We start from the raw sequence: 26,513 nt of genomic DNA, 5'->3' as shown, positions 1-26,513 counted from the left end.
GCGCGCCCGGCGGTCAGGGCTTGGCGGGCGGGAGCGGGACCCGGTCCGGCGCTCCGCCGATCAGGTCCTGGAACTTGCGGCGCGGGCCGACCCAGCGCACGTCGTGGTGGTAGGCCCGCAGCACCGAGCGGGAGCGGGCGCGGTGCCGGTTGCGGTAGAACCGCTTGGCCCACGGCGAGGCGGGCCGGGCCAGCCGGACCGCGCCGATCAGCGCCACGAACGGGACGAGCGTGCCGACCACCGCCATCCGGGCCTTGCCTTTGAAGAGGGCGATCAGCACGAAGCAGAAGTTGATGACGACGGTGAGCACGGCCCCCAGCCGGCCCTGCTCCTGATCGTCGCTCAGGTCGTCCACGCCGAGCGGCGAGAACCCGCCGAGCACCAGCAGGACCAGGGCCGCGGTGAGCACCACGACCTCCACGCTCCGGCGTCCCTCCTCGGTCCAGTACACGTCGTCCAGGTAGAGGATCAGGGCGAACTCGTCCAGCACCAGCCCCGCGCCGACGCCGAAGACGACCGCGCAGATCCCGGCCGTGACCCCGTGCCGTCCGCTGCCCACCGCGCCGAAGCCGCCGACGACGGTCAGCACCACGCCGGGCACCACGTGGTGGATGTGGACACCGCCCGGCGTGATGTTGCGGAACGGCCCCTTCCCCGCCCGGATCATCCGGGTCACGACCCGGGTGATCGCGAAGGTCAGGACGAAGGCGGCCAGGGCGAGGAGCAGGGGGAGTTTCCCCGGCTCGACGACGTTGCGATCGAACCAGTGACCCATGCCACCCACTCCCGCTCGTCCGCTTGTGCCCCGTTATGCGGCATCCGGTCAATCTAGCGGCCGTCCCCACCGATTAGCCTGCGCGCCGTGACCTCCCTGAACAGCCACGGCCTGCGTTTCGCCTTCGGCACCCTGACCGTGCTCCCCGTCCGCGTCACCCGCTGGGACCGCGAGACCGCCCGGACCGGGATGCTGTGCGCCCCGGTGGCCGGGCTGGCCGTCGGCGTCCTCGCGGCGGTTCCCGGCAGCCTGCTGCTGTGGGGCGGGGCGGGTCCGCTGCTCGCCGCGGTCGCCTCGGCCGCGGTGCCCGCGGCACTCACCCGGGGCCTCCATCTGGACGGTCTCGCGGACACCGCCGACGGTCTGGGCAGCGGCAAGCCGGCCGACGACGCGCTGCGGATCATGAAGCAGTCGGACATCGGCCCGTTCGGTGTGATCACCCTGCTCTTCGTGCTGCTGGCCCAGGTGGCGGCCCTTCAGCGGCTGTACGCGGAGGGCTGGGCGCAGGGTGCGGCGGCGGCCGTCGCGTCCGCCGTCGTCGCCCGGCTCGCGCTCACCCTGGCCTCCCGGCGCGGCGTCCCGGCGGCCCGTCCGGAGGGCCTGGGCGCGGCCGTCGCCGGTACGGTCCCGGTGGCCGGCGCCCGGGCGGTGGGGCTCGTGGTGGTGGCCGGGTGCGCGGCGGCGGGGGCGCTGCTGGGCGGGTACGGGGCGCTGCGGTACGCGCTGGCCGCCGTGGCCGCGCCGGTGGCGGCCGGGCTGCTGCTGCGGCACTGCGTGCGGCGGTTCGGCGGGGTGACCGGGGACGTGTTCGGGGCGCTGGCGGAGACGGCGGCGACGGCGGCGCTGGTGTGCCTGGCGCTGGGCTGAGGCGGCGGCCCGTCAGCCCGCCGCGCAGGTTTCGCGCTCGACGCCCAGCTCGTACTCCTTGCGCAGCGAGCTGAGCCCCAGCTTCCGGGACTGTGCGCAGAACTCCGCCGCCGGCAGCTCGTACTCCACGTGGAAGACCGCCTTGCCCGCCTTCACGAACGGGGTCAGCTCCTCGCACTCCTCGTACTGCGCGCACTGCTCGTTGACCGCGAAGTCGAAGTCCCCGACCAGCTCCGGGATCTGCGGGAGGTCGTTCTTGAGGCCGACGGACATGCCGTGGCGGTGGACCAGGCGGGCGATCAGGCGGTTGTAGCGCAGCTGGTCGGCGGCGGTCAGCGGGAAGCCGCTCTTGTTGCGGTAGCCGTCCATGTTGTCCGGTTCGACCGCGTCGAAGCCCTTCTTCGCGCACATCGCGATCCGGGTCTCCATCAGCGGCTCCAGGACCTCGGTGCGCCGGATGTCGAGCCAGCGCTCGCCCTTCCAGCCGTTGCCCTTCCCGAGGACGGCGGTGGGGAAACGGGCCGCGTCCGGGCGGAAGTCCTCCCAGGCGCCGGTGGACAGGTAGCAGATGACCTTGCGGCCCTCGCGGTGCAGCGCGGCGACCTCGGCGGCCGTCCGGTCGAAGCCGTCGACGTCGTACACCGGGGCGTCCACCGAGGTGTCGAGCTTCCCGGACAGCTGCCACTGCCAGTCCGTGCCCGGCGCCGGCCGCCAGCGCGCCGGGGAGGGCCGCGCGGAGCCGTCCGCCTTCCCCGCCGGGGCGTCCTTCCCACCCCCCGGGGAGCAGCCCGCCAGCATCGTGATCAGCGTCATCGCGGTGACGGCGAGAGCGCAGCGCGCCCCGCTCACCCGTGCGGCCGTGCGGTCGCGCATCGTTCTCCCATGTCCACCGGGACGATCTTCCCGGGGCCCCACCGTACGACGGCCGCGCACTCCGCGGACACCGTCTACGGCCCGCCGCCGTGTAGGGGCAGCAAAGGCGCGCGTAGGCTCATTCCCGGCACATTGCGGCCGCGTCTACGATGCGCCGGTCCGGGTCGGCCACCCCTTCCGACCAGCACAGGCCGGATAAGAACTCAACGAAAGCGAGATTTCACCACCGTGACTGCTCTCACTCTCAGCACTGCCGGTGCGGCGACGCTGCGCGCCGACGCCCTCGTCGTGGGCGTCGCCAAGGGCGCTGGATCCAAGCCGGGGGACTTGGTCCTCGCACCGGGCGCCGAGGCCGTGGACAAGGCGTTCGGCGGAAAGCTCGCCACCGTCCTGGCGACCCTGGGCGCCTCGGGTGCCGAGGGCGAACTGACGAAGGTCCCCGCCCCCGAGGGCCTGAAGGCTCCCGTGGTCATCGCGGCCGGTCTCGGCAAGGCCCCCGAGAAGGACGGCGCGTACGACGCCGAGGCGCTGCGCCGGGCCGCCGGTGCCGCCGCCCGCTCGCTGGCCGGTTCCAAGAAGGCCGGCTTCGCGCTGCCCGTCGGCTCCGTCGAGGACGCCGAGGCCATCGCGGAGGGCGCCCTGCTCGGCGCGTACGCCTTCACCGCCTACCAGGCCGGTGAGAACAAGCTGGCCCCCAAGGACGCGAAGCCCACCGGCGCCAAGCAGGCGCTGGCCGAGGTCGCCGTGCTCGGCGCCAAGCCGCGCGACAAGGCGTTCAAGGCCGCCGCCGAGCGCGCGATCGCCCTCGCCGAGGAGATCAACCGCGCCCGCGACCTGGTCAACACCCCGCCCAACGACCTGTACCCCGAGTCCTTCGCCGCCGTGGCAGCCGCCGCCGGCAAGGAGCACGGCATCAAGGTGCAGGTGCTGGACGAGAAGGCGCTCGTCAAGGGCGGCTACGGCGGCATCCTGGGCGTCGGCCAGGGCGCGGAGCGCGGCCCGCGCCTGGTGAAGCTCGCCTACACGCACCCGAAGGCGGAGAAGACCCTGGCCCTGGTCGGCAAGGGCATCACCTACGACTCGGGCGGCATCTCGCTGAAGCCGGCCGGTCACAACGAGACGATGAAGTGCGACATGGCCGGCGCCGCCGCCGTGTTCGCGACCGTCGTCTCGGCCGCCCGTCTGGGCCTGCGCGTCAACGTCACCGCCTGGCTGGCGCTCGCCGAGAACATGCCGTCGGGCAGCGCCACCCGCCCGGGTGACGTCCTGCGCATGTACAGCGGCAAGACCGTCGAGGTCCTGAACACCGACGCCGAGGGCCGGCTCGTCATGGCCGACGCGCTGACCCGCGCCTCGGAGGAGAACCCGGACGCGATCGTCGACGTGGCGACCCTGACCGGCGCGATGGTGCTGGCCCTGGGCAACCGCACCTTCGGCATCATGTCCAACGACGACGCCTTCCGCACCTCGATCCACGAGATCGCGGAGGAGGTCGGCGAGGCGTCCTGGCCGATGCCGCTCCCGGCCGACATGCGCAAGGGCATGGACTCCTCGACCGCCGACATCGCCAACATGGGCGAGCGGATGGGCGGCGGCCTGGTGGCCGGCCTGTTCCTGAAGGAGTTCGTGGGCGAGGGCATCGCCTGGGCCCACCTGGACATCGCGGGCCCCGCCTTCCACGAGGGCGCCCCGTACGGCTACACGCCCAAGGGCGGCACCGGCTCGGCGGTCCGCACGCTGGTGAAGCTGGCGGAGCGCACCGCCGCCGGCGACCTCGGCTGAGGCAGCGGCTGCGATACGGCCCCGGGCATACGTCCGGGGCCGTATGTGTTCCCCCCGAGGTGCCGGGGCCGGGGCGGTTTCGCTCTCGACGAAATGCCCTGTTCCCCGCGCAGCGGTTATCCACCGGGGCGGCGATGATCCGCCCCGGACACGGGCCCCGCGTCCCGCCCACCGTCAACAAGTGCGAAGATGGGTTCTCGGCAGGACAGGGCCCCCACCACAGGGCCGAAGACAAAGCGGCCGCACACCAGCCGACCGGCCGGTAACACCCCGAGGACGGGGCCCGGCGTACGGCGCACATGCATGGAGGACGTGACGTGGCGAACGACGCCAGCACCGTTTTCGACCTAGTGATCCTCGGCGGTGGTAGCGGCGGGTACGCCGCGGCCCTGCGCGGAGCGCAGCTGGGCCTGGACGTCGCTCTGATCGAGAAGGGCAAGGTCGGCGGCACCTGCCTGCACAACGGCTGCATCCCCACGAAGGCCCTGCTGCACGCCGGCGAGATCGCGGACCAGGCCCGCGAGTCCGAGCAGTTCGGCGTCAAGGCCACCTTCGAGGGCATCGACATGGCGGCCGTCCACAAGTACAAGGACGACGTGATCTCCGGCCTGTACAAGGGCCTGCAGGGGCTCGTCGCCTCCCGCAAGGTGCACTACATCGAGGGTGAGGGCCGGCTCTCCTCCCCCACCTCGGTGGACGTGAACGGCCAGCGCATCCAGGGCCGCCACGTGCTCCTGGCGACCGGCTCCGTGCCGAAGTCGCTGCCGGGCCTGGAGATCGACGGCAACCGCATCATCTCCTCGGACCACGCGCTGAAGCTGGACCGCGTCCCGAAGTCCGCGATCGTGCTGGGCGGCGGCGTCATCGGCGTCGAGTTCGCCTCGGCGTGGACGTCCTTCGGCAGCGACGTGACGATCGTCGAGGGCCTGAAGCACCTCGTCCCGGTCGAGGACGAGAACAGCTCGAAGCTTCTTGAGCGCGCCTTCCGCAAGCGCGGCATCAAGTTCAACCTCGGCACGTTCTTCCAGAGCGCCGAGTACACGCAGGACGGCGTCCGCGTGACCCTCGCCGACGGCAAGACCTTCGAGGCGGAGGTGCTGCTGGTCGCGATCGGCCGCGGCCCGGTCTCGCAGGGCCTCGGTTACGAGGAGGCCGGGGTCGCCATGGACCGCGGCTACGTCCTGGTCGACGAGTACATGCGCACCAACGTTCCGACGATCTCGGCCGTGGGCGACCTGGTCCCGACGCTCCAGCTGGCGCACGTCGGCTTCGCCGAGGGCATCCTCGTCGCGGAGCGGCTGGCCGGTCTCAAGACCGTCCCGATCGACTACGACGGTGTGCCCCGGGTCACGTACTGCCACCCCGAGGTCGCCTCCGTCGGCATCACCGAGGCCAAGGCCAAGGAGCTCTACGGCGCGGACAAGGTCGTCGCGCTGAAGTACAACCTCGCGGGCAACGGCAAGAGCAAGATCCTCAAGACCGCGGGCGAGATCAAGCTCGTCCAGGTCAAGGACGGTGCCGTGGTCGGCGTCCACATGGTCGGTGACCGTATGGGCGAGCAGGTCGGCGAAGCCCAGCTGATCTACAACTGGGAAGCGCTGCCGGCCGAGGTCGCCCAGCTCATCCACGCCCACCCGACGCAGAACGAGGCGATGGGCGAGGCCCACCTGGCGCTCGCCGGCAAGCCGCTTCACTCCCACGACTGATCAGTCGACCGGGCGCGACGACCGACCACTTCCGCATTTTCGTAAGGAGCAACTGAAACCATGTCGGTTTCCGTAACCCTTCCGGCGCTCGGCGAGAGCGTCACCGAGGGCACTGTCACCCGCTGGCTGAAGGCCGAGGGCGAGCGCGTCGAGGCCGACGAGCCGCTGCTCGAGGTCTCGACCGACAAGGTCGACACCGAGATCCCCGCCCCCGCCTCCGGCGTCCTGTCGTCCATCAAGGTCGCCGAGGACGAGACCGTCGAGGTCGGCGCCGAGCTGGCCGTCATCGACGACGGCTCGGGCGCCCCGGCCGCCGAGGCCGCTCCGGCCGCCGAGCCGGCCGCCACCCCCGCCCCGGCCGCCGCCGAGGCCCCGACCGCCCCGTCGACCGAGACGCAGGCCCCGGCCGAGGCGCCGAGCGCCGAGGCCACCACGGGCGCCTCCTCCGCCTCCGGCACCGACGTCACCCTGCCGGCGCTCGGCGAGAGCGTCACCGAGGGCACCGTCACCCGCTGGCTCAAGGAGGTCGGCGAGGAGGTCGCGGAGGACGAGCCGCTGCTCGAGGTCTCCACGGACAAGGTCGACACCGAGATCCCCGCCCCGGTCGCCGGTGTGCTGCTGGAGATCGTGGTCGGCGAGGACGAGACCGCCGAGGTCGGCGCCAAGCTCGCCGTCATCGGCGCGCCCGGTGCCGCCCCGGCCCAGGCCCCGGCTCCGGCGCAGCCCGCCCCGGCCCAGGAGGCTCCGGCGCAGCCCGCTCCGGCCCCCGCGCCGGAACCGGCTCCGGCTCCCGCCGCGCCCGCTCCGGCACCGGCCGCTCCGGCACCGGCGCCCGCCGCCCAGGCCCCGGCCCCGGCGGCTCCCGCCCCGGCACCGGCCGCCCCGGCTCCGGCTCCGGCCGCCGCCCCGGCCGCCACCTCCGGTGACGACGGCGCGTACGTCACGCCGCTGGTCCGCAAGCTCGCCGCCGAGAACGGTGTCGACCTGGGCGCGGTCAAGGGCACCGGCGTCGGTGGCCGCATCCGCAAGCAGGACGTAGTGGCCGCCGCGGAGGCCGCCAAGGCCGCCGCCGCTGCCCCGGCGCCCGCCGCCGCCGCTCCGGCCGCCGCCAAGGCGCCGAAGCTGGAGGCCAGCCCGCTGCGCGGTCAGACGGTCAAGATGACCCGCATGCGCAAGGTCATCGGCGACAACATGATGAAGGCGCTGCACTCGCAGGCCCAGCTGACCTCGGTCGTCGAGGTCGACGTCACCAAGCTGATGAAGCTGCGCGCCAAGGCGAAGGACGGCTTCGCGGCCCGCGAGGGCGTCAAGCTCTCCCCGATGCCGTTCTACGTGAAGGCCGCCGCCCAGGCGCTGAAGGCCCACCCGGTCATCAACGCCCGGATCAACGAGGACGAAGGCACCATCACGTACTTCGACTCGGAGAACATCGGCATCGCCGTGGACGCCGAGAAGGGCCTGATGACCCCGGTCATCAAGGGCGCGGGCGACCTCAACATCGCCGGTATCTCGAAGAAGACCGCCGAGCTGGCCGGCAAGGCCCGCGGTGGCGGCCTGACCCCGGACGACATGTCCGGTGCCACCTTCACCATCAGCAACACCGGCTCGCGCGGCGCGCTGTTCGACACCGTCATCGTGCCGCCGAACCAGGCAGCCATCCTGGGCATCGGCGCCACCGTCAAGCGTCCCGCAGTCATCGAGACCGAGGAGGGCACCGTGATCGGTGTCCGCGACATGACGTACCTGTCGCTCTCCTACGACCACCGTCTGGTGGACGGCGCGGACGCCGCCCGCTACCTGACCGCGGTCAAGGCGATCCTGGAGGCCGGCGAGTTCGAGGTCGAGCTCGGCCTGTAACCAGCCTCACGATCGGCGCCCCCGTCCGGAACCCTTCCGGGCGGGGGCGCCGCCGTATTGTCTAGACACCACCGGTCGCCCCGGCCACCGTGCCCGGTGCAGGCGTACCGGTCTGTCCGAAGGAGCCCGTCATGACCCCGCCCGTCGTCCACTCGCTGCGCGAACAGATCCGCGAGCACATCGTGGAGGGGATCGTCAGCGGGCGCTGGAAGCCGGGCGAGCGGATCGTGGAGCGGCGCATCGCCACCGAGCTGGAGGTCAGCCAGACGCCCGTGCGCGAGGCGCTGCGGGAGCTGGAGACGCTGCGGCTGATCGAGTCGGCGCCCAACAAGGGCGTCCGGGTCCGCAACCTCACCGCCGCGGACCTGGAGGAGAGCTACCCGGTACGGGCGGGCCTGGAGCAGATCGCGGCCGAGCTGGCGGCCCCCGGCCTCGGTGAGGACTGCTCGCTGCTCGCCCCGCACGTGGCGGCGCTGTACGAGGCGGACCGGCTGGCGGACGGCGAGGCCCAGGTCCGGCACACGGTCGGCTTCCACCGCGAGATGGTGCGGGCGGCGGGGAACGCGGTGCTGCTGCACACCTGGGAGGGCCTGGGCATCGAGGTGTTCACGGCCCTGTCGATCCGCTGGCTGGGGACGGTCCAGAAGTCGTACGCGGAGGAGCACGAGGCCCTCATCGACGCCTTCCTGCGCAAGGACCCGGACATCGGGACGCTGGTCAAGGCCCACGTCCTGGGGTGCGCGCCGCGCGCCTGAGGTGCTGCGCAAGTGTCGCACCCTCTGCTCTTCTGTGCAGGTCAGCGCCCGTTTTGACGGGTAAATCCCGTCACTCGGTGCCCCAATTCATGGCACCGCATGCCACTTTCTTCATATCGAGAAGTTTTGCCTTTCATCCTTTGATCGATCATCGATCGGCGATTTACAGTTCACCTCGCGGGCCCACCGGCCCCATCGCCCTGTCCTGCCAGTCAGGGACTTCTCCACCCCCCTCCTCACCGGAAGGCGGCGATCATGACCGACCCCGTTGGAAAGCTTCCGAGCGAGCTCGACCAGCTCCCGGACCGCGACCCGGAGGAGACCGCTGAATGGGCGGCCTCCCTGGATGCCGTCACCAAGGCCGCGGGCCCGCACCGTGCCGCGTACCTGATGCGGCGCTCGCTCCAGCATGCCGAGGGCGCCGGTCTCGCGCTGCCCAAGCTGCTGGAGACCGACTACGTCAACTCCATCCCGACCGCCGCGGAGCCCGACTTCGACGGTGACCTGGAGATGGAGTCGAAGATCACCGCGTGGAACCGCTGGAACGCGGCCGCGATGGTCACCCGTGGCGCGCGCTTCGGCGTGGGCGGCCACATCGCCACCTTCGCCTCGGCGGCCTGGCTGTACGAGACCGGCTTCAACCACTTCTTCCGCGGCAAGGAGGGGGACGGCTCCGGCGACCAGCTGTACGTGCAGGGCCACGCCTCCCCCGGCATCTACGCCCGCGCCTTCCTCGACGGCCGGCTCAGCGAGCAGCAGCTCGACAACTTCCGCCAGGAGGCGGGCGGCAACGGCCTGCCGTCCTACCCGCACCCGCGGCGGCTGCCCTGGCTGTGGGAGTTCCCCACGGTCTCCATGGGCCTCGGCCCGCTCTCGGCGATCTACCAGGCGCGCTTCAACCGCTACCTCGCCAACCGCAACATCAAGGACACGTCGAACTCGCACGTCTGGGCCTTCCTGGGCGACGGCGAGATGGACGAGCCCGAGTCGACCGCCGCCCTCGCGCTGGCGGCCCGCGAGAAGCTCGACAACCTGACCTTCGTCATCAACTGCAACCTGCAGCGCCTCGACGGTCCGGTCCGCGCCAACTTCCGCGTCGTGCAGGAGCTGGAGGGCGCCTTCCGGGGCGCCGGCTGGAACGTCATCAAGACGCTCTGGGGCAACGCCTGGGACGAGCTGTTCCAGCTCGACACCACGGGCGCGCTGGTCCGCCGCCTCCGCGAGGTCCCGGACGCGCAGTTCCAGACGTACGCCACCCGCGACGTCGCGTACATCCGCGAGCACTTCTTCGGCGCCGAGCCCGCCCTCGCCGAGCTGGCGAAACTGCTCACCGACGCGAAGATCGCCGAGTGCTTCTACACCTCGCGCGGCGGCCACGAGGCCCGCAAGGTGTACGCGGCCTACCGCGCGGCCGTCGAGCACAAGGGCGCGCCGACCGTGATCCTCGCCCAGACGGTGAAGGGCTACACGCTCGGCAAGGGCTTCGAGTCCAAGAACGCCAACCACCAGATGAAAAAGCTGACGATCGACGAGTTCAAGGGCATGCGCGAGCTGCTCGGCCTCCCGATCCCGGACAGCGCCTTCGCCGACGGCCTGGTGCCCTACGGCCACCCGGGCGCCGACTCCCCCGAGGTCCGCTACCTCCAGGAGCGCCGCGCCGCCCTCGGCGGCCCCGCCCCGGCCCGCCGGGTGCACGCGGTGGCGCTGCCGCAGCCCGAGGAGCGCGCGTTCGCCGCGCTCAAGAAGGGCTCCGGCAAGCAGGAGATGGCCACCACCATGGCCTTCGTCCGCCTGGTCAAGGACCTGATGCGGGACAAGGAGACCGGCAGGCGCTGGGTGCCGATCGTCCCCGACGAGGCCCGCACCTTCGGCATGGAGTCGCTGTTCCCGTCAGCCGGCATCTACTCCCCGCTGGGCCAGACGTACGACCCGGTCGACCGCGACCAGCTGATGTACTACAAGGAGGCCAAGGACGGCCAGATCCTCAACGAGGGGATCACCGAGGCCGGCGCCATGGCCGACTTCATCGCCGCCGCCACGTCGTACGCGACGCACGGCGAGACGATGATCCCGTTCTACATCTTCTACTCGATGTTCGGCTGGCAGCGGACCGGCGACCAGTTCTGGCAGCTCGCCGACCAGCTCGGCAAGGGCTTCATCGTCGGCGCCACCGCCGGCCGTACGACCCTGACGGGTGAGGGCCTCCAGCACGCGGACGGCCACTCGCACCTGATCGCCGCCACGAACCCGGCGTCGCTCAACTACGACCCGGCGTTCGCGTACGAGATCGCGGTGATCGTCAAGGACGGTCTGCGCCGGATGTACGGCCCCGATGCCGAGGACGTCTTCTACTACCTGACGGTCTACAACGAGCCGAAGCCGCAGCCCGCGATGCCGGAAGGCGTCGAGGAGGGCATCGTCAAGGGCCTGTACCGCTTCAAGGAGGGCACGCCCCCCTCGGCGGACGCGCCGCGCGCCCAGCTGCTCGCCTCCGGCACGGCGATCCACTGGGCCCTGGAGGCCCAGGAGCTGCTCGCCGCCGACTGGGGTGTCACGGCCGACGTCTGGTCCGCGACCTCCTGGGGCGAGCTGCGCCGCGAGGCGCTGGAGTGCGACGAGGCGCTGCTCCACGGTGAGCAGCGGGTGCCGTACGTGACGCAGGTGCTGGAGGGCGCTCCGGGCCCGGTCGTCGCGGTCAGCGACTGGATGCGCGGGGTCCCGGACCAGATCAGCCAGTGGGTCGAGCAGGACTGGACCTCGCTCGGCACGGACGGCTTCGGTCTCTCCGACACCCGTGACGCGGCCCGCCGCCACTTCGGCGTCGACGCCCAGTCCGTCGTGGTCGCGACCCTGGCCCAGCTGGCCCGTCGCGGCGAGGTGCCGGCGACCGCCGTCAAGGAGGCCCGGGACCGCTACGGTCTCTGAGCGTGATCAGGCCCGTCCGGCCCGAGGCTTCGTCCTCGGTCGCCGGACGGGCCTGTCCTCTGTTCACAATGGCCGCATGCGTGCTGCCCGGCTGATCCGAATGGTGCTGCTCCTCCAGGCCCGCCCCGGCATGACCGCCGCCGAGCTGTCCCGGGAGCTGGCGGTGTCCGAGCGGACCGTCACCCGGGACGCGCAGGCCCTCTCCGAGGCCGGTGTCCCGGTCTACGCGGAGCGCGGCCGGACCGGCGGCTACCGGCTCGTCGGCGGGTACCGCACCGGGCTGACCGGTCTCGCCCGCGACGAGGCGGAGGCGCTGTTCCTGTCCGGGCTGCCCTCCGCGCTGCGCGAGATGGGGCTCGCGGACGCCGCGTCGGCCGCCCGGCTGAAGGTGTCGGCGGCCCTGACGCCCGCGCTGCGGGACGCCCCGGCGGGGGCGGGCCGGCGCTTCCACCTGGACGCACCCGGCTGGTACCGGGAGCCGGTCACCCCGGAGCTGCTGCCCGCCGTGGCCGAGGCGGTGTGGCGCGACCGGCTGCTCCTGGCCCGGTACCGGCGGGCCGGCCGGGACTCCGACGCCGAGCGGGAGCTGGCGCCGTACGGGCTCGTCCTGAAGGCGGGCGTCTGGTACCTCTGCGCCCGCGCGGGCGACGACACACGGGTGTACCGCATCGACCGGTTCACCGCCGCCACCGTCACGGCCACCCCTTTCGTCCGGGACGAGGGTTTCGACCTGCCCGCCTTCTGGGAAGAGCGGTCCGCCGCGTTCGCCCGCTCCCTGCTGCGTACGGAGGTGACGCTGCGGCTCTCGGAGGCGGCCGCGCACCGGCTGCCGCACCTCGTGGACCGGGCCGCCGCCACGGAGGCGCTGGAGGCGGCCGGGCCGCCCGGTGGAGACGGCCGGGTCACGGTCACCCTGCCGGTGGAGTCCCTGGACGTCGCCTACGGCCAGCTGCTTGGCCTCGGACCGGAGTTGGAGGTCCTGGCCCCCGCCGGGCTGCGGGAGAGGTTCGCGACCGCTGCCGCCCGGCTGCACGCGCTCTACGGGGGCGCGCCCTGACGGCTTCGTATCGGTGTCTGGGCGTGCGTCGGCCGCCCTCAGGGCAGATGCTGGACCCGTGATGGACGAGACCGAGTTCTGGGAGCTGATCGACAGCACGCGCGAGGCCGCCGACGGCGACCCCGAGGACCACGCCGACCTGCTGGTCGACCAGCTGGTGCTGCGGGACCCCGAAGCGGTGCTGGACTTCGCCCGGCACTTCGAGGCCCGCTTCAACCGGGCCTACCGCTGGGACCTGTGGGGCGCCGCCGCCATCCTGCTGGGGGGCGCGGACGACGACGCCTTCGACTCCTTCCGCTGCTGGCTGATCGGCCGGGGCCGGGAGGTCTTCGAGGGCTCCGTGCACGACCCGGACGCCCTGGCCGAGCTGCTCGACTCGTTCGACGAGGAGCTGGACGGCGACGGCGAGGAGCTGGGGTACGCGGCCGACGAGGCGTACGAACAGCTCACCGGCGTCGTCGCGCCCGACCTCGGCCTGCCCCCGCAGCCCGAGGAGCCGGAGGGCACCCCGCTCGACCCGGACGACGACGCCGCCCTGGCGGCCCGGCTGCCCGCGCTCTGGGAGCGGTTCGGCGGCTGAGCGCGCCCGTCACGGGGTGAGCGGGCGCGCCATCATCACGTCGTCCACGTAACTCCCGCTCAGGAAGAACTCGCCCCGCAGCACGCCCTCGACGGTGAACCCCTCCGCCTCGTACAGCGCGCGGGCGGGGGCGTTGTGGCCGAGGACCCGCAGGGTGATCCGGTTCGCCCCCTCGCCGCGCGCCGCCGCGCAGGCCGCGCGGACCAGGGCGCGTCCGACGCCCCGGCCGCGCGCCCAGTGGGCCACGGCGAGGCCCTGGATCTGCCGGACGTGCGCGTTGCAGGCCAGCGGGGTCGGCGGCACGACGCGTATGTAGCCGGCCGTCGCCCGCTCCCCGGCCTCGTTCACGGCCTCCGCCACCAGGATGCCCTGGGGCGTGTGCCTCTCGTCGAAGAACGGCTCGTACGGGGGCCGCGGGCGCGGCTGCACCGCGTGCAGCGTCGACCAGGTGGTGCGGTCCAGCTCGCCGAGCGCGGCTTCGTCCGCGAGAACGGCGCGGCGGACGAGGGGAGCGGCGGATGCGGTGGAATCGGTCATGGGCGCCACCATGCCACGGCCGTGTACGGCGGCTCCGGTGGGGCAGGATGGACGCCATGCCGCACTCCCGTATCGCCGTCAGCGGATCGACCGGACTCATCGGAGCGGCGCTGGTGCGCTCGCTGCGGGCCGACGGGCACGAGGTGGTCCGCCTGGTGCGCCACCCGGCCCGTGACGGTGACGAGGTGGAGTGGGACCCGAAGCGGGGTTACGTGGACGCGGCCGGCCTCGTGGGCTGCGACGCGGTCGTCCATCTCGCCGGGGCGGGGGTCGGCGACCACCGGTGGACCGAGGCGTACAAGAAGGAGATCCGGGACAGCCGGGTGCTGGGCACCGCGGCGATCGCGGACGCCGTCGCCTCGCTCGACACCCCTCCCGCCGTGCTGGTGTCCGGCTCCGCGATCGGCTTCTACGGGGACACCGGCGACCGCCCGGTCGACGAGGAGGCGCCGCCCGGGGACGGGTTCCTGCCGTCGGTCTGCGTGGAGTGGGAGGAGGCCACGGCGGCGGCCGAGGAGGCCGGCGTGCGTACGGTGCACGCCCGCACCGGTCTGGTGGTCGCCCGGGAGGGCGGTGCCTGGGGACGGCTCTTCCCGCTGTTCCGGGCGGGGCTCGGCGGCCGGATGGGAAACGGACGGCAGTACTGGAGCTTCATCGCGCTGCACGACCAGATCGCGGCGCTGCGGCACGTCCTGGACACCCCGGAGCTGTCCGGGCCGGTGAACCTGACCGCCCCGACCCCCGTCACCAACGCCGAGGTGACCGCCGCGATGGGCCGGGTGCTGCGGCGGCCGACCCTCTTCACGGCGCCCGCACCGGCCCTGCGCCTCGCGCTGGGCGAGTTCGCCGGGGATGTGCTGGGCAGTCAGCGGGTGCTGCCCGCGCGGCTGCTGGACTCCGGCTTCTCGTTCGCCTTCCCCTCCGTCGACGCCGCGATCCGCGCCGCCCTGCGCTGACGGGCCGTCCGGGCGGCCCGGTTCCTTTCGGACGGGCGTGCGACCCCGTGCATCGGTGCACCGGTCCGCGCGCGACTGCGCGCGATCGGGCCACTCTCCTAGCCTCCTGACGAACTCACGCATTCCGGTGGGCGGTTGAGGGCATGAGCCCCCCACCACTCGCGTCGAACCGGGGAGGGTACGTGCTCAGCACGGCACACCACGCGGACGTCGTCATCATCGGGGCCGGGATCGCCGGCCTGTCGGCGGCCCACCGACTGACCAGCGCCGGGGTCAGTGTCAGCGTCCTGGAGGCCGGCCCAGGCGTCGGCGGCCGGATGGCCACCGACGAGGTGGACGGGTTCCGTCTCGACCGCGTCGGCCCGCTGCTCAACACCGCGTATCCGGAGCTCCGCACCACGCCGGGGCTCGACGGACTCGTCCTGCGCCCCTTCGATCCCGGGGTCCTCGTGCACAGCGAGGGCCGCCGCCACCGGACCGGCGAGACCCGCCGCGTGCCGGGCGCACGCGGCGCACGGGGCGCGCTCAAAGCGGCGCGCGCCCTCGCGCACGCCCCCCGGCCGCCGCGCGCGGGCGCCCTCACCGGGGCCATGGGCGGCGCGTTCGACCACGCCCGGCTCGGCGTGGCCCTGACCCGCCTCGCCGCGACACCGCCGGCCCGCATCCTCGCCCGGCCCGAACGCGCGGCGCTCGACGCCCTGGCCGGCCGGCTCTCCCCCCGTACGCTCGACGGCTTCGTACGCCCGCTGCTCACCGCACTGCTCAGCGACCCGGACCTCACCACGTCCAGCCGGTACGCCGACCTCGCCCTGCGGACGTACGCCGGCGGGCGGCTGTGTGTGCCCGAGGGCGGGGCGGGTACGCTGCCGGCGCTCCTCGCCGCCTCCCTGCCGCCGGGGACCGTACGCACCGGGGTGCACGTCACCTCCGCCGACATCACCTCCGTACGCACCAAGGAGCACGGCGAGCTGGGCTGCCGCTCCCTGCTGGTGGCCACCGGGGCGAGCGCCGCCGCCGAGCTGCTGCCGGGCCTGCGCCTGCCGTCCTTCCACCCCGTGACGGTGCTCCACCACACCGCGCCCACTCCCCCGCCCACCGGCGCCTCGCTCCTCCTGGACGCCGACCGGTCGGGCCCCGTCTCCCACACCGCCGTGATGAGCGAGGTCGACCCGGCCCGCGCCCCGCACGGCCGGACCCTGATCAGCTCCACCGTCCTCGGCACCCCGCCCGACGACCTGGACCGCACGGTCCGCACCCATCTCGCCGCGCTCTACGGCGTGCCCACCGACGACTGGGAACTGCTGGCCGCCCACCATGATCCGGAGGCCGTCCCCGCGATGCCCGCCCCGCACGACCCGCACCGCCCGGTCCGGGTCCTCGCCGGGCTCTACGTGTGCGGCGACCACCGCGACACCGGCACGGTCCAGGGCGCCCTGGCCTCGGGCGCCCGCGCCGCCGCCTCCATCCTCCGCGACCTCGGCGTCCACCCCGCCGCCGGGAACGCCCCCGCGCTCCCCGAGGCGGCCTGAAGCGGGGCCTCTCAGCCCAGCGCGGCGACACGCTCCCGGTAACCGCGCACGGCGGCGGCGTCCCGGTAGGGCTCCAGCCGCCGTTCGAAGTCCCGTACGTACTCCGTGGCCCGCGCCGACCGCATCTCGGCCGCCTGCTGGGCGGCCTCCGCGCCCAGCCGGCACGCCTGGTCCAGCTCCCCCAGGCCCAGCCGGGCGGACGCCAGCACCACCCGGCAGAACAGCCTGCTGCGGGCGTACGCGGGGGCGCGCAGCTGGAGCGCGCGCTCCGCGTACTGCGCGGCGGAGCGGTACTGCTGGAGGTCACGGTGGCAGTGCCCGAACTCGTCGGCGAGCTGCGCCTCGTCGAAGTGGCGCGCCCAGTGCGGCACCTCGTCCCCGGGGCGGGCCGTCTCCAGCGCGCGTTCCGCGCGGGCGAGCGAGGCCGTGCACGCCTTGGAGTCCCCGAGCACCGCGTGTCCGCGCGCCTCCACCGCGTGCAGCATGGCCATGACGGTGTGCGGCGCGGCCGAACCGATGCCTTGCTGGGCGACCCGGGCCAGCTGGACCGCTTCCCGGCCGTGGGCGAGATAGACCGCCTGGCGGCTCATGGTGATCAGCACATAGCTGCCGTACGCCCGGTCGCCGGCCGCCTGGGAGAGCCGGAGCGCCTGGACGAAGTAGCGCTGGGCGAGCCCGTGCGCCGCGATGTCGTACGAGGTCCAGCCGGCCAGCCTGGTCAGGTCGGCGGCGGCCCCGAACAGCCGCCGGCCGGTCGCCTCCCCGTACGTGCCGCGCAGCATCGGCTCCGTCTCGTGCTCCAGGTACCGCACGAGGGCCTGCCGGGCGTGCCCGCCGCCGTAGGCGTGGTCGAGCGTGCGGAAGAGCTCGGCCACCGAGCGCAGCGCCGCGACGTCCCCCTCGCCGACCCGCAGCCCCGAGGCCCGTTCGGTCTGCCGCTGCCGTGGCACCCCGGGGCCGGCCGTCGCACCGCCGGCCGGGGCGCCGGGCGGTGCGGGCACCCCGCCGGGCCGCGACGGCACCGGCCCCCGGGCGCTGTGCCGGCCGCCCTGCTCGGGCACGGCGGTCAGCGCCCCGGCGGGGAGCTGGGCGGCGGCCGTCCGCGCCGCACCGGCCCTGGCCCCGCCGGGCGCCGGGCGGCCGACCCACTCGTCGGCCCGGCCGATCAGCCAGTCCCGGCTGGGCACGACGAGACCGGCCGGGGTGAACGCGATCTTCCGCAGCTCGGCGTGGCTGCCGGAGTCCTTGCGCCAGAGCCCGCTGACGATGTCGACCGCCTCGGCGGGGGTGGCGGCGAACTCCAGGCCCGCGTAGACCGGGGCGCAGGCGTCCAGCCCGAGGTCCTGCGCGGAGAGCCGGCGGCCGAGGCGCCGCGTGAAGACCTCGGCGATCAGCGCGGGGGTGGTGCCCCGGGGCTGCTGGCCGCGCAGCCAGCGGGTCACGGAGGTCTTGTCGTACCGCAGGTCGAGTCCGTGTTCGAGGCCGAGCTGATCCACCCGGCGGGCGAGGCCGGCGTTGGAGAACCCGGCCTCGGTGATGAGCGAGGCGAGCCGGCGGTTGGGCGTGCGCTGCGGAGGTCGTTCGGACATCGGCTCTAGGGTCTCCTGCCTTCGGGGCCGGGCAGCCCTCTGACGAACGGCGCGAATTTAGCTGTCCGCGGGGCGTCCCCAGCACCCTTCGCTCCACATTCATCCGATCGTGTGAGGATTGTGGGCGGCGCTGACGGGAAGACCTGCCGGGCCCGCGCGCAGATGCCGGTCGTACAGTGACTGGGGCGCGATTCGTGCAGGGTGACGCGGTTCCGGGAAACCCCCGGCTCCACGGCACCGCGAGGAGAAAGGCTGCTGCCGTGAGTGAGCTCCGGTTCGTCCGCATGGGATTCGGCGAGAACGCCGTCGATTACCAGGAGGCGTGGCAGAAGCAGCGCGAGGTGCACGCGGCACGGTTCGAGGACACCGTCCCGGACACCTGCCTGCTCCTGGAACACCCGCCCGTCTACACCGCGGGCAGGCGCACGGAGGACAGCGAGCGCCCCCTCGACGGCACCCCCGTCATCGACGTGGACCGCGGCGGCAAGATCACCTGGCACGGCCCGGGCCAGCTCGTCGGCTACCCGATCCAGAAGCTCCCGCGCCCCGTGGACGTCGTCGCCCACGTGCGCCGCCTGGAGGAGGCGCTGATCCGCACCGCCGCCGAGTTCGGCGTCGCGACCAGCCGCGTCGAGGGCCGCAGCGGCGTCTGGGTCCTGGGCGACCCGGTCGAGCAGCGCCCCGCCCTCGGCGGCCTCACGCTCGACTTCGACCCGCGTCTGGCGGACGAGGAGTTCGACCCCCGGCTCAACGGCCCGGAGTACGCCCCGTCCAACGCCGGGCAGCGCCGCGAGGACCGCAAGCTCGCCGCGATCGGCATCCGGGTGGCCAAGGGCGTCACCATGCACGGCTTCTCGTTCAACGTGAACCCCGACAACACCTGGTTCGACCGGATCGTGCCCTGCGGCATCCGGGACGCCGGCGTCACCTCGCTCAGCTACGAGCTGGGCCGCGACATCACCATCGACGAGGTCCTGCCGGTCGTCGAGAAGCACCTCCGGGACATCCTAGAGAACGCCGAGCTCGCCCCCCGTACGATCGAGCGCACCGCCGACGCCGTGGCCACGGCGTGACCCACGGAACACGCTTCCGGGAATAGGCCCTGCCTGCCCCAGGTTGGGCAGACGTACAACCGAATGAACTACGGGCGTACCCTGGTGTTCGCCGAAGAATCCAATGCAGTGAAAGCAAAGGGGAGTGCCGGAGTGTCTGTCGCACCCGACGGGCGCAAGATGCTGCGCCTTGAGGTCCGGAACAGCCAGACCCCCATCGAGCGCAAGCCCGAGTGGATCAAGACCCGGGCGAAGATGGGCCCCGAGTACAACCAGCTGCAGAAACTCGTCAAGAGCGAGGGTCTGCACACGGTGTGCCAGGAGGCCGGCTGCCCCAACATCTTCGAGTGCTGGGAGGACCGCGAGGCCACGTTCCTCATCGGCGGTGACCAGTGCACCCGGCGCTGTGACTTCTGCCAGATCGACACGGGCAAGCCGCAGGCGCTGGACCGGGACGAACCCCGCCGCGTCGGCGAGTCCGTCGTCACGATGGACCTGAACTACGCCACCATCACCGGCGTCGCCCGCGACGACCTGGAGGACGGCGGTGCCTGGCTGTACGCGGAGACCGTGCGCCAGATCCACGCGCAGACGGCGGACCGGGAGGCCGGCCGCACCAAGGTCGAGCTGCTGATCCCCGACTTCAACGCCGAGCCCGCCCAGCTCGCGGAGGTCTTCTCCGCGCGCCCCGAGGTGCTCGCGCACAACGTGGAGACGGTGCCGCGCATCTTCAAGCGCATCCGCCCGGGCTTCCGCTACGAGCGGTCCCTGGAGGTCATCACCCGCGCCCGCGAGGCCGGCCTGGTGACCAAGTCCAACCTGATCCTCGGCATGGGCGAGACCCGCGAAGAGGTCAGCGAGGCGCTCCGGGACCTGTACGACGCGGGCTGCGAGCTCATCACGATCACGCAGTACCTGCGGCCCTCGGTGCGCCACCACCCGGTCGAGCGCTGGGTGAAGCCGCACGAGTTCGTCGAGCTCAAGGACGAGGCCGACGCGATCGGGTACTCCGGCGTCATGTCCGGCCCGCTCGTCCGCTCCTCGTACCGCGCGGGCCGCCTCTTCCAGCAGGCGATGGACCGGCGCGAGGCCCAGGCCCCGGTGCCGGCCGCGTAAACCGCACCCGCCCGACGCGGTCCGTCCCGTCCCCGCAGGTCCGAGAGGCCCGGGGGCGCGGACGGACCGCGTCGGCGTGCGCGGGGCCCGCATCGAGGTTTCATTGGTGTGTGACCGACCGGTCACGCACTGGTAACACCGAACGGTGACGCTGGACGCACGCGCGGCGCGGTGACGACACCGCCACCGCCGTTCCCGCGCCCCGTCTCCAGTCCGCGCAGCACACGTACATCGTTTCCGAGGGGACTTGCCACGATGCAGGCCGCGCCGGTACGCGCCACCGTCATCCCGACCGTCACCAACACCCTCCGCGCCGTGGAGTCGCTGCTGCTCGGCAGCGGCCAGCGCACCGCCCGCCGCAACGCCTGGACGGCCGTCCTGGAGGACCGCCGCCGGGCGAAGGACCGGGCCGAGTCCGGCTACGTGCCGGAACGGGAGGCCGTGGCCGCCCGTCGTTCGAAGGCCACGTAAACTTCATTGCATGGCGAGGAAGGCAAACACCACTGAAGGCGCGGACAGCGCCGAGAACGCGGGGCGGCTCAAGCAGATCGCTCTGACCTACAAGATGACCAAGCGGACCGACTCCAAGATCGGTCTTGTGGTCGCGGGTGTGGGAATCGTCACCTTCGGTGTCATCCTCGCGATCGGTTTTCTGATCGATCACCCGATCTACCTGGGCATCCTGGGCTTCGTGCTCGCGCTCCTCGCGATGGCGATCATCTTCGGACGCCGCGCCGAGCGCGCCGCCTTCGGACAGATGGAGGGCCAGCCGGGCGCCGCGGCGGCGGTGCTGGACCGGGTGGGCCGGGGCTGGACGACGACCCCGGCGGTCGCGATGAACCGCAACCAGGACGTCGTGCACCGCGCCGTCGGCAAGGCGGGCATCGTGCTGGTCGCCGAGGGCAACCCCAACCGGGTGAAGAGCCTGCTCGCGGCCGAGAAGAAGAAGATGGCCCGCATCGTGGTGGACGTCCCCGTCCACGACATCATCGTCGGCAACGGCGAGGGCCAGGTGCCCCTGAAGAGGGTCCGCACCAAGATGCTGAAGATGCCCCGCGTCCTGACCGGCCCCCAGGTGACGGCCGCCAACGACCGGCTCCGCGCGATGGGCGACCTGATGAGCAACATGCCGCTCCCGAAGGGGCCCATGCCGAAGGGCATGCGGATGCCGCGCGGCGGCAAGATGCGCTGACGCGCACGGAACGCCAAGAGGGCGGGCCGCGAACCTGGTGGTTCGCGGCCCGCCCTCTTCGGCTTCGCTACGCCTCAGACGCGGATCTGGACCGCGCGGGCCAGGCGGTCGTGGAGGCCGCGGCCGTCGCGGTCCCAGACGAGGGCCGGGATCGCCAGACAGAGCAGGACGCTGCGGATGAGGACCCGCACGAGGCCGAGACGGCCGCCGTCCTCGGCGACGACCCGGGTGCCCATGAGGCGCTTGCCGGGGGTGCAGCCGATCGTGCCGACGGTGAGCACACTCATGACGAGGAAGATGCCGAGCGCCCAGTTCCCGGACGCCTGCTGGTCACCGCGAGCGAACAGTCCGTATGCGATCAGCATGCACAGGGCCCAGTCGATGAAGAGGGCCCCGAAGCGCCGGCCGAGCGGGGCGATGGCCCCGGGGCCCTGCTCGGGGAGGCCGAGCCGCTTGCCCCGGTAGCCGAAGTCGGCGCCCATCTCCTCGGCGGCCGCGCGCGGCCCGGAGAGCCACGATCCGATTGCTTGCCTATTGTCCACCCGACCACGGTACTGCGCCCGTCCGCGCGCCTTTCCGCGCGGGTGCCGTCCCACGCGTCGTCCCACTCCTCGGACGCCCTTCGCTACGGCCGGGAGGCCCCCGGGACCACGCGGAGAAGACGGCCCGGGGCCCGTACGACCGCTCCTCGCACCCGCGCCGGTTAACTTCGGCGAAACAAATGGGTCATGCTTGAGAAATCCGGTCTGCCTATGGTCGGGTCCAGCGTGTGCCACCGCACTGGCCACAACGAGCTGCAACCCCGTCCCCTCCCGGGCCGGGAGTAGGAGGAGTTGGATGTTCCAGAACGCCGACGACGCGAAGAAGTTCATCGCCGACAATGACGTCAAGTTCATCGATGTCCGGTTCTGTGACCTGCCCGGCGTGATGCAGCACGTCACCGTCCCGGCGGCGACCTTCAACCCGGCCGACGAGCTTGCCTTCGACGGCTCGTCGATCCGCGGCTTCCAGGCCATCCACGAGTCCGACATGTCGCTCCGCGCGGACCTGTCGACCGCCCGGGTCGACCCCTTCCGCCGTGACAAGACCGTCAACATCAACTTCTTCATCCACGACCCGATCACGGGCGAGCAGTACAGCCGTGACCCGCGCAACGTGGCCAAGAAGGCGGAGGCGTACCTCGCCTCCACCGGCATCGCCGACACCGCGTACTTCGGTCCCGAGGCCGAGTTCTACGTCTTCGACAACGTCCGCTTCCAGACGTCGGCGAACGAGAGCTTCTACCACATCGACTCCGAGGCCGGCGCCTGGAACACCGGTGCGATCGAGAACAACCGCGGTTACAAGGTCCGCTACAAGGGCGGCTACTTCCCGGTCTCCCCGGTCGACCACTTCGCGGACCTGCGCGCCGAGATGTCCCTGGAGCTGCAGAACAGCGGCCTGGAGATCGAGCGCCAGCACCACGAGGTCGGCACCGGCGGCCAGGCGGAGATCAACTACAAGTTCAACACGCTGCTCGCCGCGGCCGACGACCTGATGCTCTTCAAGTACATCGTGAAGAACGTCGCCTGGCGCAACGGCAAGACCGCGACCTTCATGCCGAAGCCGATCTTCGGCGACAACGGCTCGGGCATGCACGTCCACCAGTCCCTGTGGTCCGGCGGCGACCCGCTGTTCTACGACGAGCAGGGGTACGCGGGCCTCTCGGACACCGCCCGCTACTACATCGGCGGCATCCTCAAGCACGCCCCGTCGCTGCTGGCGTTCACCAACCCGACGGTGAACTCCTACCACCGCCTGGTCCCGGGCTTCGAGGCCCCGGTCAACATGGTGTACTCGCAGCGCAACCGCTCCGCCGCGATGCGCATCCCGATCACGGGCTCCAACCCGAAGGCCAAGCGCGTCGAGTTCCGCGCCCCGGACCCGTCGTCCAACCCGTACCTGGCCTTCTCGGCGCTCCTGATGGCCGGCCTGGACGGCATCAAGAACAAGATCGAGCCCGCCGAGCCGATCGACAAGGACCTGTACGAGCTGGCCCCCGAGGAGCACGCCAACGTCCAGCAGGTCCCGACGTCCCTCCCGGCCGTCCTGGACGCCCTCGAGGCCGACAACGAGTACCTCCAGGCCGGCGGCGTCTTCACGTCCGACCTGATCGAGACGTGGATCGACTACAAGCGCACGCACGAGATCGCCCCGATCCAGTTGCGCCCGCACCCGCACGAGTTCGAGCTGTACTTCGACCTCTAAATCGCGGCTGCGCCGGACGAAGCGCTCTGTCACTCTCCGCGGAGAGTGACAGGGCGCTCTGCTTTTCCTCCCGCGCCGAGGCCCGGCATGGCACCAGACTGGCGGCGGAGCCCCGGGCCGCACCGCTCTCGACGCTTCTCCACACGCCGTCCCGACGATCGGAGACACCCGTGACCGAGCCCACTCTGTGGCTGACCGCCGAGGCGTGCGGCCTCGGTCCCTACCGAGCGGATCTGGTCGAGACGTACTGGAATTGGGAGCAGGACCCGACCGTCATGGTCGGTTACGGCCGCCAGGTCCCCGAGTCCTTGGAGGCGCGTGCCGAGGGCATGCGGCACCAGCTCCGGGGGGCCAACATCCGCTTCACCGTCTACGACCTGGCGGGCACGGAGCCCGTGCCCGTTGGTGTCACCACCCTGCTGCCCGACGAATCCGTGCGTACCGCCGAGTTCGTCGTCATGCTGGCGCGCGAAGCCCGTGGGCGCGGCCTTGGTGCCGAGGCGACCCGGCTGACGCTCGACTACGCGTTCCACGTGGCCGACCTGCGCATGGTGTGGCTCAAGGTGCTGGCCCCGAACGCGGCCGGGATCAAGGCGTACGAGCGTGCCGGGTTCCAGCGCGCGGGGCGGCTGCGCGCGGCCGGGTACTGGCTGGGGCAGGTCTGCGACGAGGTGCTGATGGACGCCCTCGCGCAGGACTTCGCCGGGCCCTCGGCGGTGCGGGCGCTCCTGGGCGACGGGACGGAGTGAGTCCTCACTCATTGACGGAGTGAGGACTCACTCCGTACTGTCGTCCCCATGACCACATCCGAGGAGAACAAGACCACCCGCCGCCGCGCCCCCGCCATGTCGCCGGAGCAGCGGCGCGCGATGATCATCCAGACGGCGATCCCGCTGATCGCCGAGTACGGCTCCGCCCTCACGACCGCGAAGATCGCCCGGGCCGCGGGCATCGGGGAGGGCACGATCTTCCGGGTCTTCGCCGACAAGGAGGAGCTGATGCAGGCGTGTGTGGCCGAGGCGCTCTCGCCCGAACACGCGATCCGGGAACTCGACGCGATCGATCTGACCCAGCCGCTGTCCGACCGGCTCGTGGAGGCGGCCGAGGCGCTTCAGGCGCACATGTCCAGGATCGGTGCGGTCATCGGGTCGCTGGGGCATGGCGGCGGCAAGCACCCCGGCCCGGTGCGCGGGGCGGGGCGGAATGAGTCGTCGGCCCTTGTTCGTGCGGCTGTGGCGGAGTTGCTGGAGCCCGACCGGGCCACTCTGCGCCGGCCCCCCGAGCAGATCGCGGCGCTCTTCTTCGGGCTGCTGTTCACTCAGCCGCGTACGGAGGACGAACCGGACCTCACCCCCCGGGAGCTGGTCGAGGTCTTCCTGCACGGAGCGGTCGCGGGGTAGGCGCGCCGACGGAGCCCGGGGGGGGCGGCCGCTCCCCCCGGGCCCCGTGGGGCCTGTCCTCAGTGCCCGCCCGTCAGCTCGCCGCTCAGCGTGCGGTGCAGGGTCTCGCTCGGCTGGTTGAGGCCCACGATCTCGACCGTCTTGCCGCGCTGGGCGTACTTCGTCTCGATCGCGTCCAGGGCCGCGACCGACGAGGCGTCCCAGATGTGGGTGGCCGTGAGGTCGATGACGATCTTGTCGGGGTCGGTGGCGTACGCGAAGCGGGTGACCAGGTCGTTGGAGGAGGCGAAGAAGAGTTCGCCGGTGACGGAGTAGACGACCTGGCCGCCGTCCGGGTCCACGACCGCGGTGACGTCGGCCAGGTGCGCGACGCGGCGGGCGAAGATCACCATCGCGGTGACCGAGCCGACGACGACCCCGATCGCCAGGTTGGACGTGGCGACGACGATGGCGACGGTGATGACCATGACCGCCGTCTCGCCCACCGGCATGCGGCGCAGGGTCTTCGGGGCGATGGAGTGCCAGTCGAACGTGGCGAAGGAGACCATCACCATCACCGCGACCAGCGCCGCCATCGGGATGTCGGAGACGACCGGGCCGAAGACGATGCAGAGGACCATCAGGAACGAGCCCGCGAGGAACGTGGAGAGGCGGGTGCGGGCGCCGGAGACGCGGACGTTGATCATCGTCTGGCCGATCATGGCGCAGCCGCCCATGCCGCCGAAGAAGCCGGTGACGATGTTGGCGATGCCCTGGCCGACCGACTCGCGGGTCTTGTTGGAGCGGCTGTCCGTGATGTCGTCGACCAGCTGCGCGGTCATGAGGGATTCCATGAGGCCGACCAGCGCCATCGCCAGGGCGTACGGGGCGATGGTCGTCAGCGTGTCCAGCGTGAACGGCACGTCGGGCAGGCCGGGCACGGGGAGCGAGGAGGGCAGGTCGCCCTTGTCGCCCACCGTCGGGACCGCGATACCGGCCGCCACGGTGGTGACGGTCAGGATCACGATGGAGACCAGGGGCGCCGGGATCACCCGGGTGACCTTCGGGAAGAACACCATCAGCAGCAGGCCCCCGGCGATCAGCGGGTAGACCGCCCACGGCACGTCGTGCATCTCGGGCACCTGGGCCATGAAGATCAGGATCGCCAGGGCGTTGACGAAGCCGGTCATCACGGAGCGCGGCACGAACCGCATCAGCTTCGCGACGCCCAGGGCGCCCAGCGCGATCTGGAAGACGCCGGCCAGGATCACGGTGGCGATCATGTAGCCCAGGCCGTGTTCGCGGTTGACCGGGGCGATCACCAGGGCGACGGCGCCCGTAGCGGCGGAGATCATCGCGCGGCGCCCGCCGACGATCGAGATCGTGACCGCCATCGTGAAGGCGGCGAAGAGACCGATCGCGGGGTCCACCCCCGCGATGATCGAGAAGGAGATCGCCTCCGGGATCAGGGCGAGGGCGACGACGAGTCCGGCGAGGACCTCCGTGCGCCACACCTTGGGGTCGGAGATCCAGTCGGGTTTGAGGGCGCGCAGCCGGAACGCAGGGGCGGACGCGGTCGAGGGCGGTGCAGAGGACAAGAGGGCATACCTGTCGGTCGGGCACGCCCGTGGAAGGGGCGTGCGGGGGTAGACAGCGGGGAAGGCGGGGTCCGGCGGGCGCGTGCGTACGCGCGGGGGCCAGGGGCCGGCCAGGGGCGGGTCCGGCGGGTCGGCGCACGG

23 protein-coding genes are annotated in these 26,513 nt (G+C 72.3%); 17 read left to right on the top strand and 6 right to left on the bottom strand.

Going from position 1 to position 26,513, the window contains the following annotated elements; translation table 11 throughout:
• Positions 1-13: 13 nt before the first annotated feature.
• A complete protein-coding gene (locus ACFUJY_RS31790; protein ID WP_383306010.1) occupies positions 14-775 on the bottom strand; it encodes a hypothetical protein in 762 nt (253 codons plus the stop codon).
• A gap of 87 nt (positions 776-862) precedes the next feature.
• On the opposite strand from ACFUJY_RS31790, the gene ACFUJY_RS31785 reads away from it, so the two are divergent.
• The gene (locus tag ACFUJY_RS31785; RefSeq protein WP_383306007.1) at positions 863-1,642 is read left to right on the top strand and encodes an adenosylcobinamide-GDP ribazoletransferase; all 780 of its coding nucleotides are present in this window, start codon (positions 863-865) and stop codon (positions 1,640-1,642) included.
• A gap of 12 nt (positions 1,643-1,654) precedes the next feature.
• Here the strand turns inward: ACFUJY_RS31785 and ACFUJY_RS31780 are convergent, their stop codons facing one another.
• Positions 1,655-2,515: an endo alpha-1,4 polygalactosaminidase gene (locus ACFUJY_RS31780; RefSeq protein ID WP_383306005.1), complete on the bottom strand. Its 861-nt coding sequence runs from the start codon at positions 2,513-2,515 to the stop codon at positions 1,655-1,657.
• A gap of 228 nt (positions 2,516-2,743) precedes the next feature.
• Here ACFUJY_RS31780 and ACFUJY_RS31775 point away from each other — a divergent pair, with 228 nt between their 5' ends.
• The 7 genes from ACFUJY_RS31775 (at position 2,744) to ACFUJY_RS31745 (ending at position 13,177) form a co-directional block, all read left to right on the top strand.
• On the top strand, positions 2,744-4,297 hold the full coding sequence (locus tag ACFUJY_RS31775; protein ID WP_383306003.1) for a leucyl aminopeptidase: 1,554 nt from the start codon (positions 2,744-2,746) through the stop codon (positions 4,295-4,297).
• 317 nt (positions 4,298-4,614) lie between these two features.
• Positions 4,615-6,003: a dihydrolipoyl dehydrogenase gene (lpdA, locus tag ACFUJY_RS31770; protein ID WP_383306001.1), complete on the top strand. Its 1,389-nt coding sequence runs from the start codon at positions 4,615-4,617 to the stop codon at positions 6,001-6,003.
• Positions 6,004-6,063: 60 nt separating this feature from the next.
• The gene (gene sucB / locus ACFUJY_RS31765; RefSeq protein WP_383305999.1) at positions 6,064-7,860 is read left to right on the top strand and encodes a 2-oxoglutarate dehydrogenase, E2 component, dihydrolipoamide succinyltransferase; all 1,797 of its coding nucleotides are present in this window, start codon (positions 6,064-6,066) and stop codon (positions 7,858-7,860) included.
• Between the two features lie 131 nt (positions 7,861-7,991).
• Positions 7,992-8,615, top strand: coding sequence for a GntR family transcriptional regulator (locus tag ACFUJY_RS31760; RefSeq protein WP_018103556.1), 624 nt, complete (start codon positions 7,992-7,994; stop codon positions 8,613-8,615).
• Positions 8,616-8,870: 255 nt separating this feature from the next.
• Positions 8,871-11,540 carry a pyruvate dehydrogenase (acetyl-transferring), homodimeric type gene (aceE, locus tag ACFUJY_RS31755; RefSeq protein ID WP_383305996.1) on the top strand — a complete coding sequence of 890 codons (2,670 nt, stop codon included), beginning with the start codon at positions 8,871-8,873 and terminating at the stop codon, positions 11,538-11,540.
• A 76-nt stretch (positions 11,541-11,616) separates the two neighbouring features.
• Positions 11,617-12,597 carry a helix-turn-helix transcriptional regulator gene (locus tag ACFUJY_RS31750; protein ID WP_383305994.1) on the top strand — a complete coding sequence of 327 codons (981 nt, stop codon included), beginning with the start codon at positions 11,617-11,619 and terminating at the stop codon, positions 12,595-12,597.
• 61 nt (positions 12,598-12,658) lie between these two features.
• Positions 12,659-13,177, top strand: coding sequence for a DUF4240 domain-containing protein (locus ACFUJY_RS31745; protein WP_383306045.1), 519 nt, complete (start codon positions 12,659-12,661; stop codon positions 13,175-13,177).
• Between the two features lie 9 nt (positions 13,178-13,186).
• On the opposite strand, the gene ACFUJY_RS31740 is transcribed toward ACFUJY_RS31745, so the two are convergent.
• Positions 13,187-13,714 (bottom strand): GNAT family N-acetyltransferase, encoded by a 528-nt coding sequence (locus ACFUJY_RS31740; protein WP_383305992.1) that lies wholly within the window; start codon positions 13,712-13,714, stop codon positions 13,187-13,189.
• 56 nt (positions 13,715-13,770) lie between these two features.
• Between ACFUJY_RS31740 and ACFUJY_RS31735 the strand changes: the two genes are divergently transcribed.
• Both ACFUJY_RS31735 and ACFUJY_RS31730 read left to right on the top strand, forming a co-directional pair.
• A complete protein-coding gene (locus tag ACFUJY_RS31735) occupies positions 13,771-14,670 on the top strand; it encodes a TIGR01777 family oxidoreductase (protein WP_383305990.1) in 900 nt (299 codons plus the stop codon).
• A gap of 182 nt (positions 14,671-14,852) precedes the next feature.
• Positions 14,853-16,199, top strand: coding sequence for an NAD(P)/FAD-dependent oxidoreductase (locus ACFUJY_RS31730; RefSeq protein ID WP_383305988.1), 1,347 nt, complete (start codon positions 14,853-14,855; stop codon positions 16,197-16,199).
• Positions 16,200-16,210: 11 nt separating this feature from the next.
• Here ACFUJY_RS31730 and ACFUJY_RS31725 read toward each other — a convergent pair whose 3' ends face one another.
• Positions 16,211-17,788, bottom strand: a complete 1,578-nt coding sequence (locus ACFUJY_RS31725; protein ID WP_383305985.1) for a regulator — start codon at positions 17,786-17,788, stop codon at positions 16,211-16,213.
• A gap of 260 nt (positions 17,789-18,048) precedes the next feature.
• Here ACFUJY_RS31725 and lipB point away from each other — a divergent pair, with 260 nt between their 5' ends.
• The 4 genes from lipB to ACFUJY_RS31705 all read left to right on the top strand — a co-directional run bounded on the left by lipB (position 18,049) and on the right by ACFUJY_RS31705 (position 21,148).
• Positions 18,049-18,861 (top strand): lipoyl(octanoyl) transferase LipB, encoded by an 813-nt coding sequence (gene lipB, locus ACFUJY_RS31720; protein ID WP_383305983.1) that lies wholly within the window; start codon positions 18,049-18,051, stop codon positions 18,859-18,861.
• Between the two features lie 159 nt (positions 18,862-19,020).
• Positions 19,021-19,956, top strand: coding sequence for a lipoyl synthase (lipA, locus tag ACFUJY_RS31715; protein ID WP_383306043.1), 936 nt, complete (start codon positions 19,021-19,023; stop codon positions 19,954-19,956).
• 255 nt (positions 19,957-20,211) lie between these two features.
• Positions 20,212-20,427 (top strand): hypothetical protein, encoded by a 216-nt coding sequence (locus ACFUJY_RS31710; protein ID WP_164399985.1) that lies wholly within the window; start codon positions 20,212-20,214, stop codon positions 20,425-20,427.
• Positions 20,428-20,437: 10 nt separating this feature from the next.
• Positions 20,438-21,148, top strand: coding sequence for a DUF4191 domain-containing protein (locus tag ACFUJY_RS31705; RefSeq protein ID WP_383305980.1), 711 nt, complete (start codon positions 20,438-20,440; stop codon positions 21,146-21,148).
• A 74-nt stretch (positions 21,149-21,222) separates the two neighbouring features.
• On the opposite strand, the gene ACFUJY_RS31700 is transcribed toward ACFUJY_RS31705, so the two are convergent.
• Positions 21,223-21,690, bottom strand: a complete 468-nt coding sequence (locus ACFUJY_RS31700; RefSeq protein WP_383305979.1) for an RDD family protein — start codon at positions 21,688-21,690, stop codon at positions 21,223-21,225.
• A 295-nt stretch (positions 21,691-21,985) separates the two neighbouring features.
• On the opposite strand from ACFUJY_RS31700, the gene glnA reads away from it, so the two are divergent.
• From glnA to ACFUJY_RS31685, 3 genes are all read left to right on the top strand, one after another.
• A complete protein-coding gene (gene glnA / locus ACFUJY_RS31695) occupies positions 21,986-23,395 on the top strand; it encodes a type I glutamate--ammonia ligase (RefSeq protein WP_383305977.1) in 1,410 nt (469 codons plus the stop codon).
• 170 nt (positions 23,396-23,565) lie between these two features.
• The gene (locus ACFUJY_RS31690; RefSeq protein WP_383305975.1) at positions 23,566-24,144 is read left to right on the top strand and encodes a GNAT family N-acetyltransferase; all 579 of its coding nucleotides are present in this window, start codon (positions 23,566-23,568) and stop codon (positions 24,142-24,144) included.
• 48 nt (positions 24,145-24,192) lie between these two features.
• Complete coding sequence (locus ACFUJY_RS31685; RefSeq protein ID WP_383305973.1) at positions 24,193-24,795, top strand: TetR/AcrR family transcriptional regulator; 603 nt, start codon at positions 24,193-24,195, stop codon at positions 24,793-24,795.
• A 59-nt stretch (positions 24,796-24,854) separates the two neighbouring features.
• Here the strand turns inward: ACFUJY_RS31685 and ACFUJY_RS31680 are convergent, their stop codons facing one another.
• Positions 24,855-26,372: a SulP family inorganic anion transporter gene (locus ACFUJY_RS31680; protein ID WP_383305970.1), complete on the bottom strand. Its 1,518-nt coding sequence runs from the start codon at positions 26,370-26,372 to the stop codon at positions 24,855-24,857.
• Positions 26,373-26,513 lie beyond the last annotated feature (141 nt).

Origin of the sequence: Streptomyces sp. NPDC057249 (assembly GCF_042669245.1) — a bacterium.
Taxonomy (GTDB): Bacteria; Actinomycetota; Actinomycetes; order Streptomycetales; family Streptomycetaceae; genus Streptomyces.
Note: the sequence above shows the minus strand (reverse complement) of the source record. Positions and strands in the feature narration are given on the sequence as shown.

Excerpts from the sequence above, each read along its gene's own strand:
- ACFUJY_RS31750 (WP_383305994.1), top strand. The coding sequence starts at position 11,617 with ATGCGTGCTGCCCGGCTGATCCGAATGGTGCTGCTCCTCCAGGCCCGC.
- aceE (WP_383305996.1), top strand. The coding sequence starts at position 8,871 with ATGACCGACCCCGTTGGAAAGCTTCCGAGCGAGCTCGACCAGCTCCCG.
- ACFUJY_RS31760 (WP_018103556.1), top strand. The coding sequence starts at position 7,992 with ATGACCCCGCCCGTCGTCCACTCGCTGCGCGAACAGATCCGCGAGCAC.
- ACFUJY_RS31735 (WP_383305990.1), top strand. The coding sequence starts at position 13,771 with ATGCCGCACTCCCGTATCGCCGTCAGCGGATCGACCGGACTCATCGGA.
- lipA (WP_383306043.1), top strand. The coding sequence starts at position 19,021 with ATGCTGCGCCTTGAGGTCCGGAACAGCCAGACCCCCATCGAGCGCAAG.
- ACFUJY_RS31710 (WP_164399985.1), top strand. The coding sequence starts at position 20,212 with ATGCAGGCCGCGCCGGTACGCGCCACCGTCATCCCGACCGTCACCAAC.
- ACFUJY_RS31705 (WP_383305980.1), top strand. The coding sequence starts at position 20,438 with ATGGCGAGGAAGGCAAACACCACTGAAGGCGCGGACAGCGCCGAGAAC.
- ACFUJY_RS31745 (WP_383306045.1), top strand. The coding sequence starts at position 12,659 with ATGGACGAGACCGAGTTCTGGGAGCTGATCGACAGCACGCGCGAGGCC.
- glnA (WP_383305977.1), top strand. The coding sequence starts at position 21,986 with ATGTTCCAGAACGCCGACGACGCGAAGAAGTTCATCGCCGACAATGAC.
- ACFUJY_RS31725 (WP_383305985.1), bottom strand. The coding sequence starts at position 17,788 with ATGTCCGAACGACCTCCGCAGCGCACGCCCAACCGCCGGCTCGCCTCG.
- ACFUJY_RS31685 (WP_383305973.1), top strand. The coding sequence starts at position 24,193 with ATGACCACATCCGAGGAGAACAAGACCACCCGCCGCCGCGCCCCCGCC.
- sucB (WP_383305999.1), top strand. The coding sequence starts at position 6,064 with ATGTCGGTTTCCGTAACCCTTCCGGCGCTCGGCGAGAGCGTCACCGAG.
- ACFUJY_RS31740 (WP_383305992.1), bottom strand. The coding sequence starts at position 13,714 with ATGACCGATTCCACCGCATCCGCCGCTCCCCTCGTCCGCCGCGCCGTT.
- ACFUJY_RS31790 (WP_383306010.1), bottom strand. The coding sequence starts at position 775 with ATGGGTCACTGGTTCGATCGCAACGTCGTCGAGCCGGGGAAACTCCCC.
- ACFUJY_RS31780 (WP_383306005.1), bottom strand. The coding sequence starts at position 2,515 with ATGCGCGACCGCACGGCCGCACGGGTGAGCGGGGCGCGCTGCGCTCTC.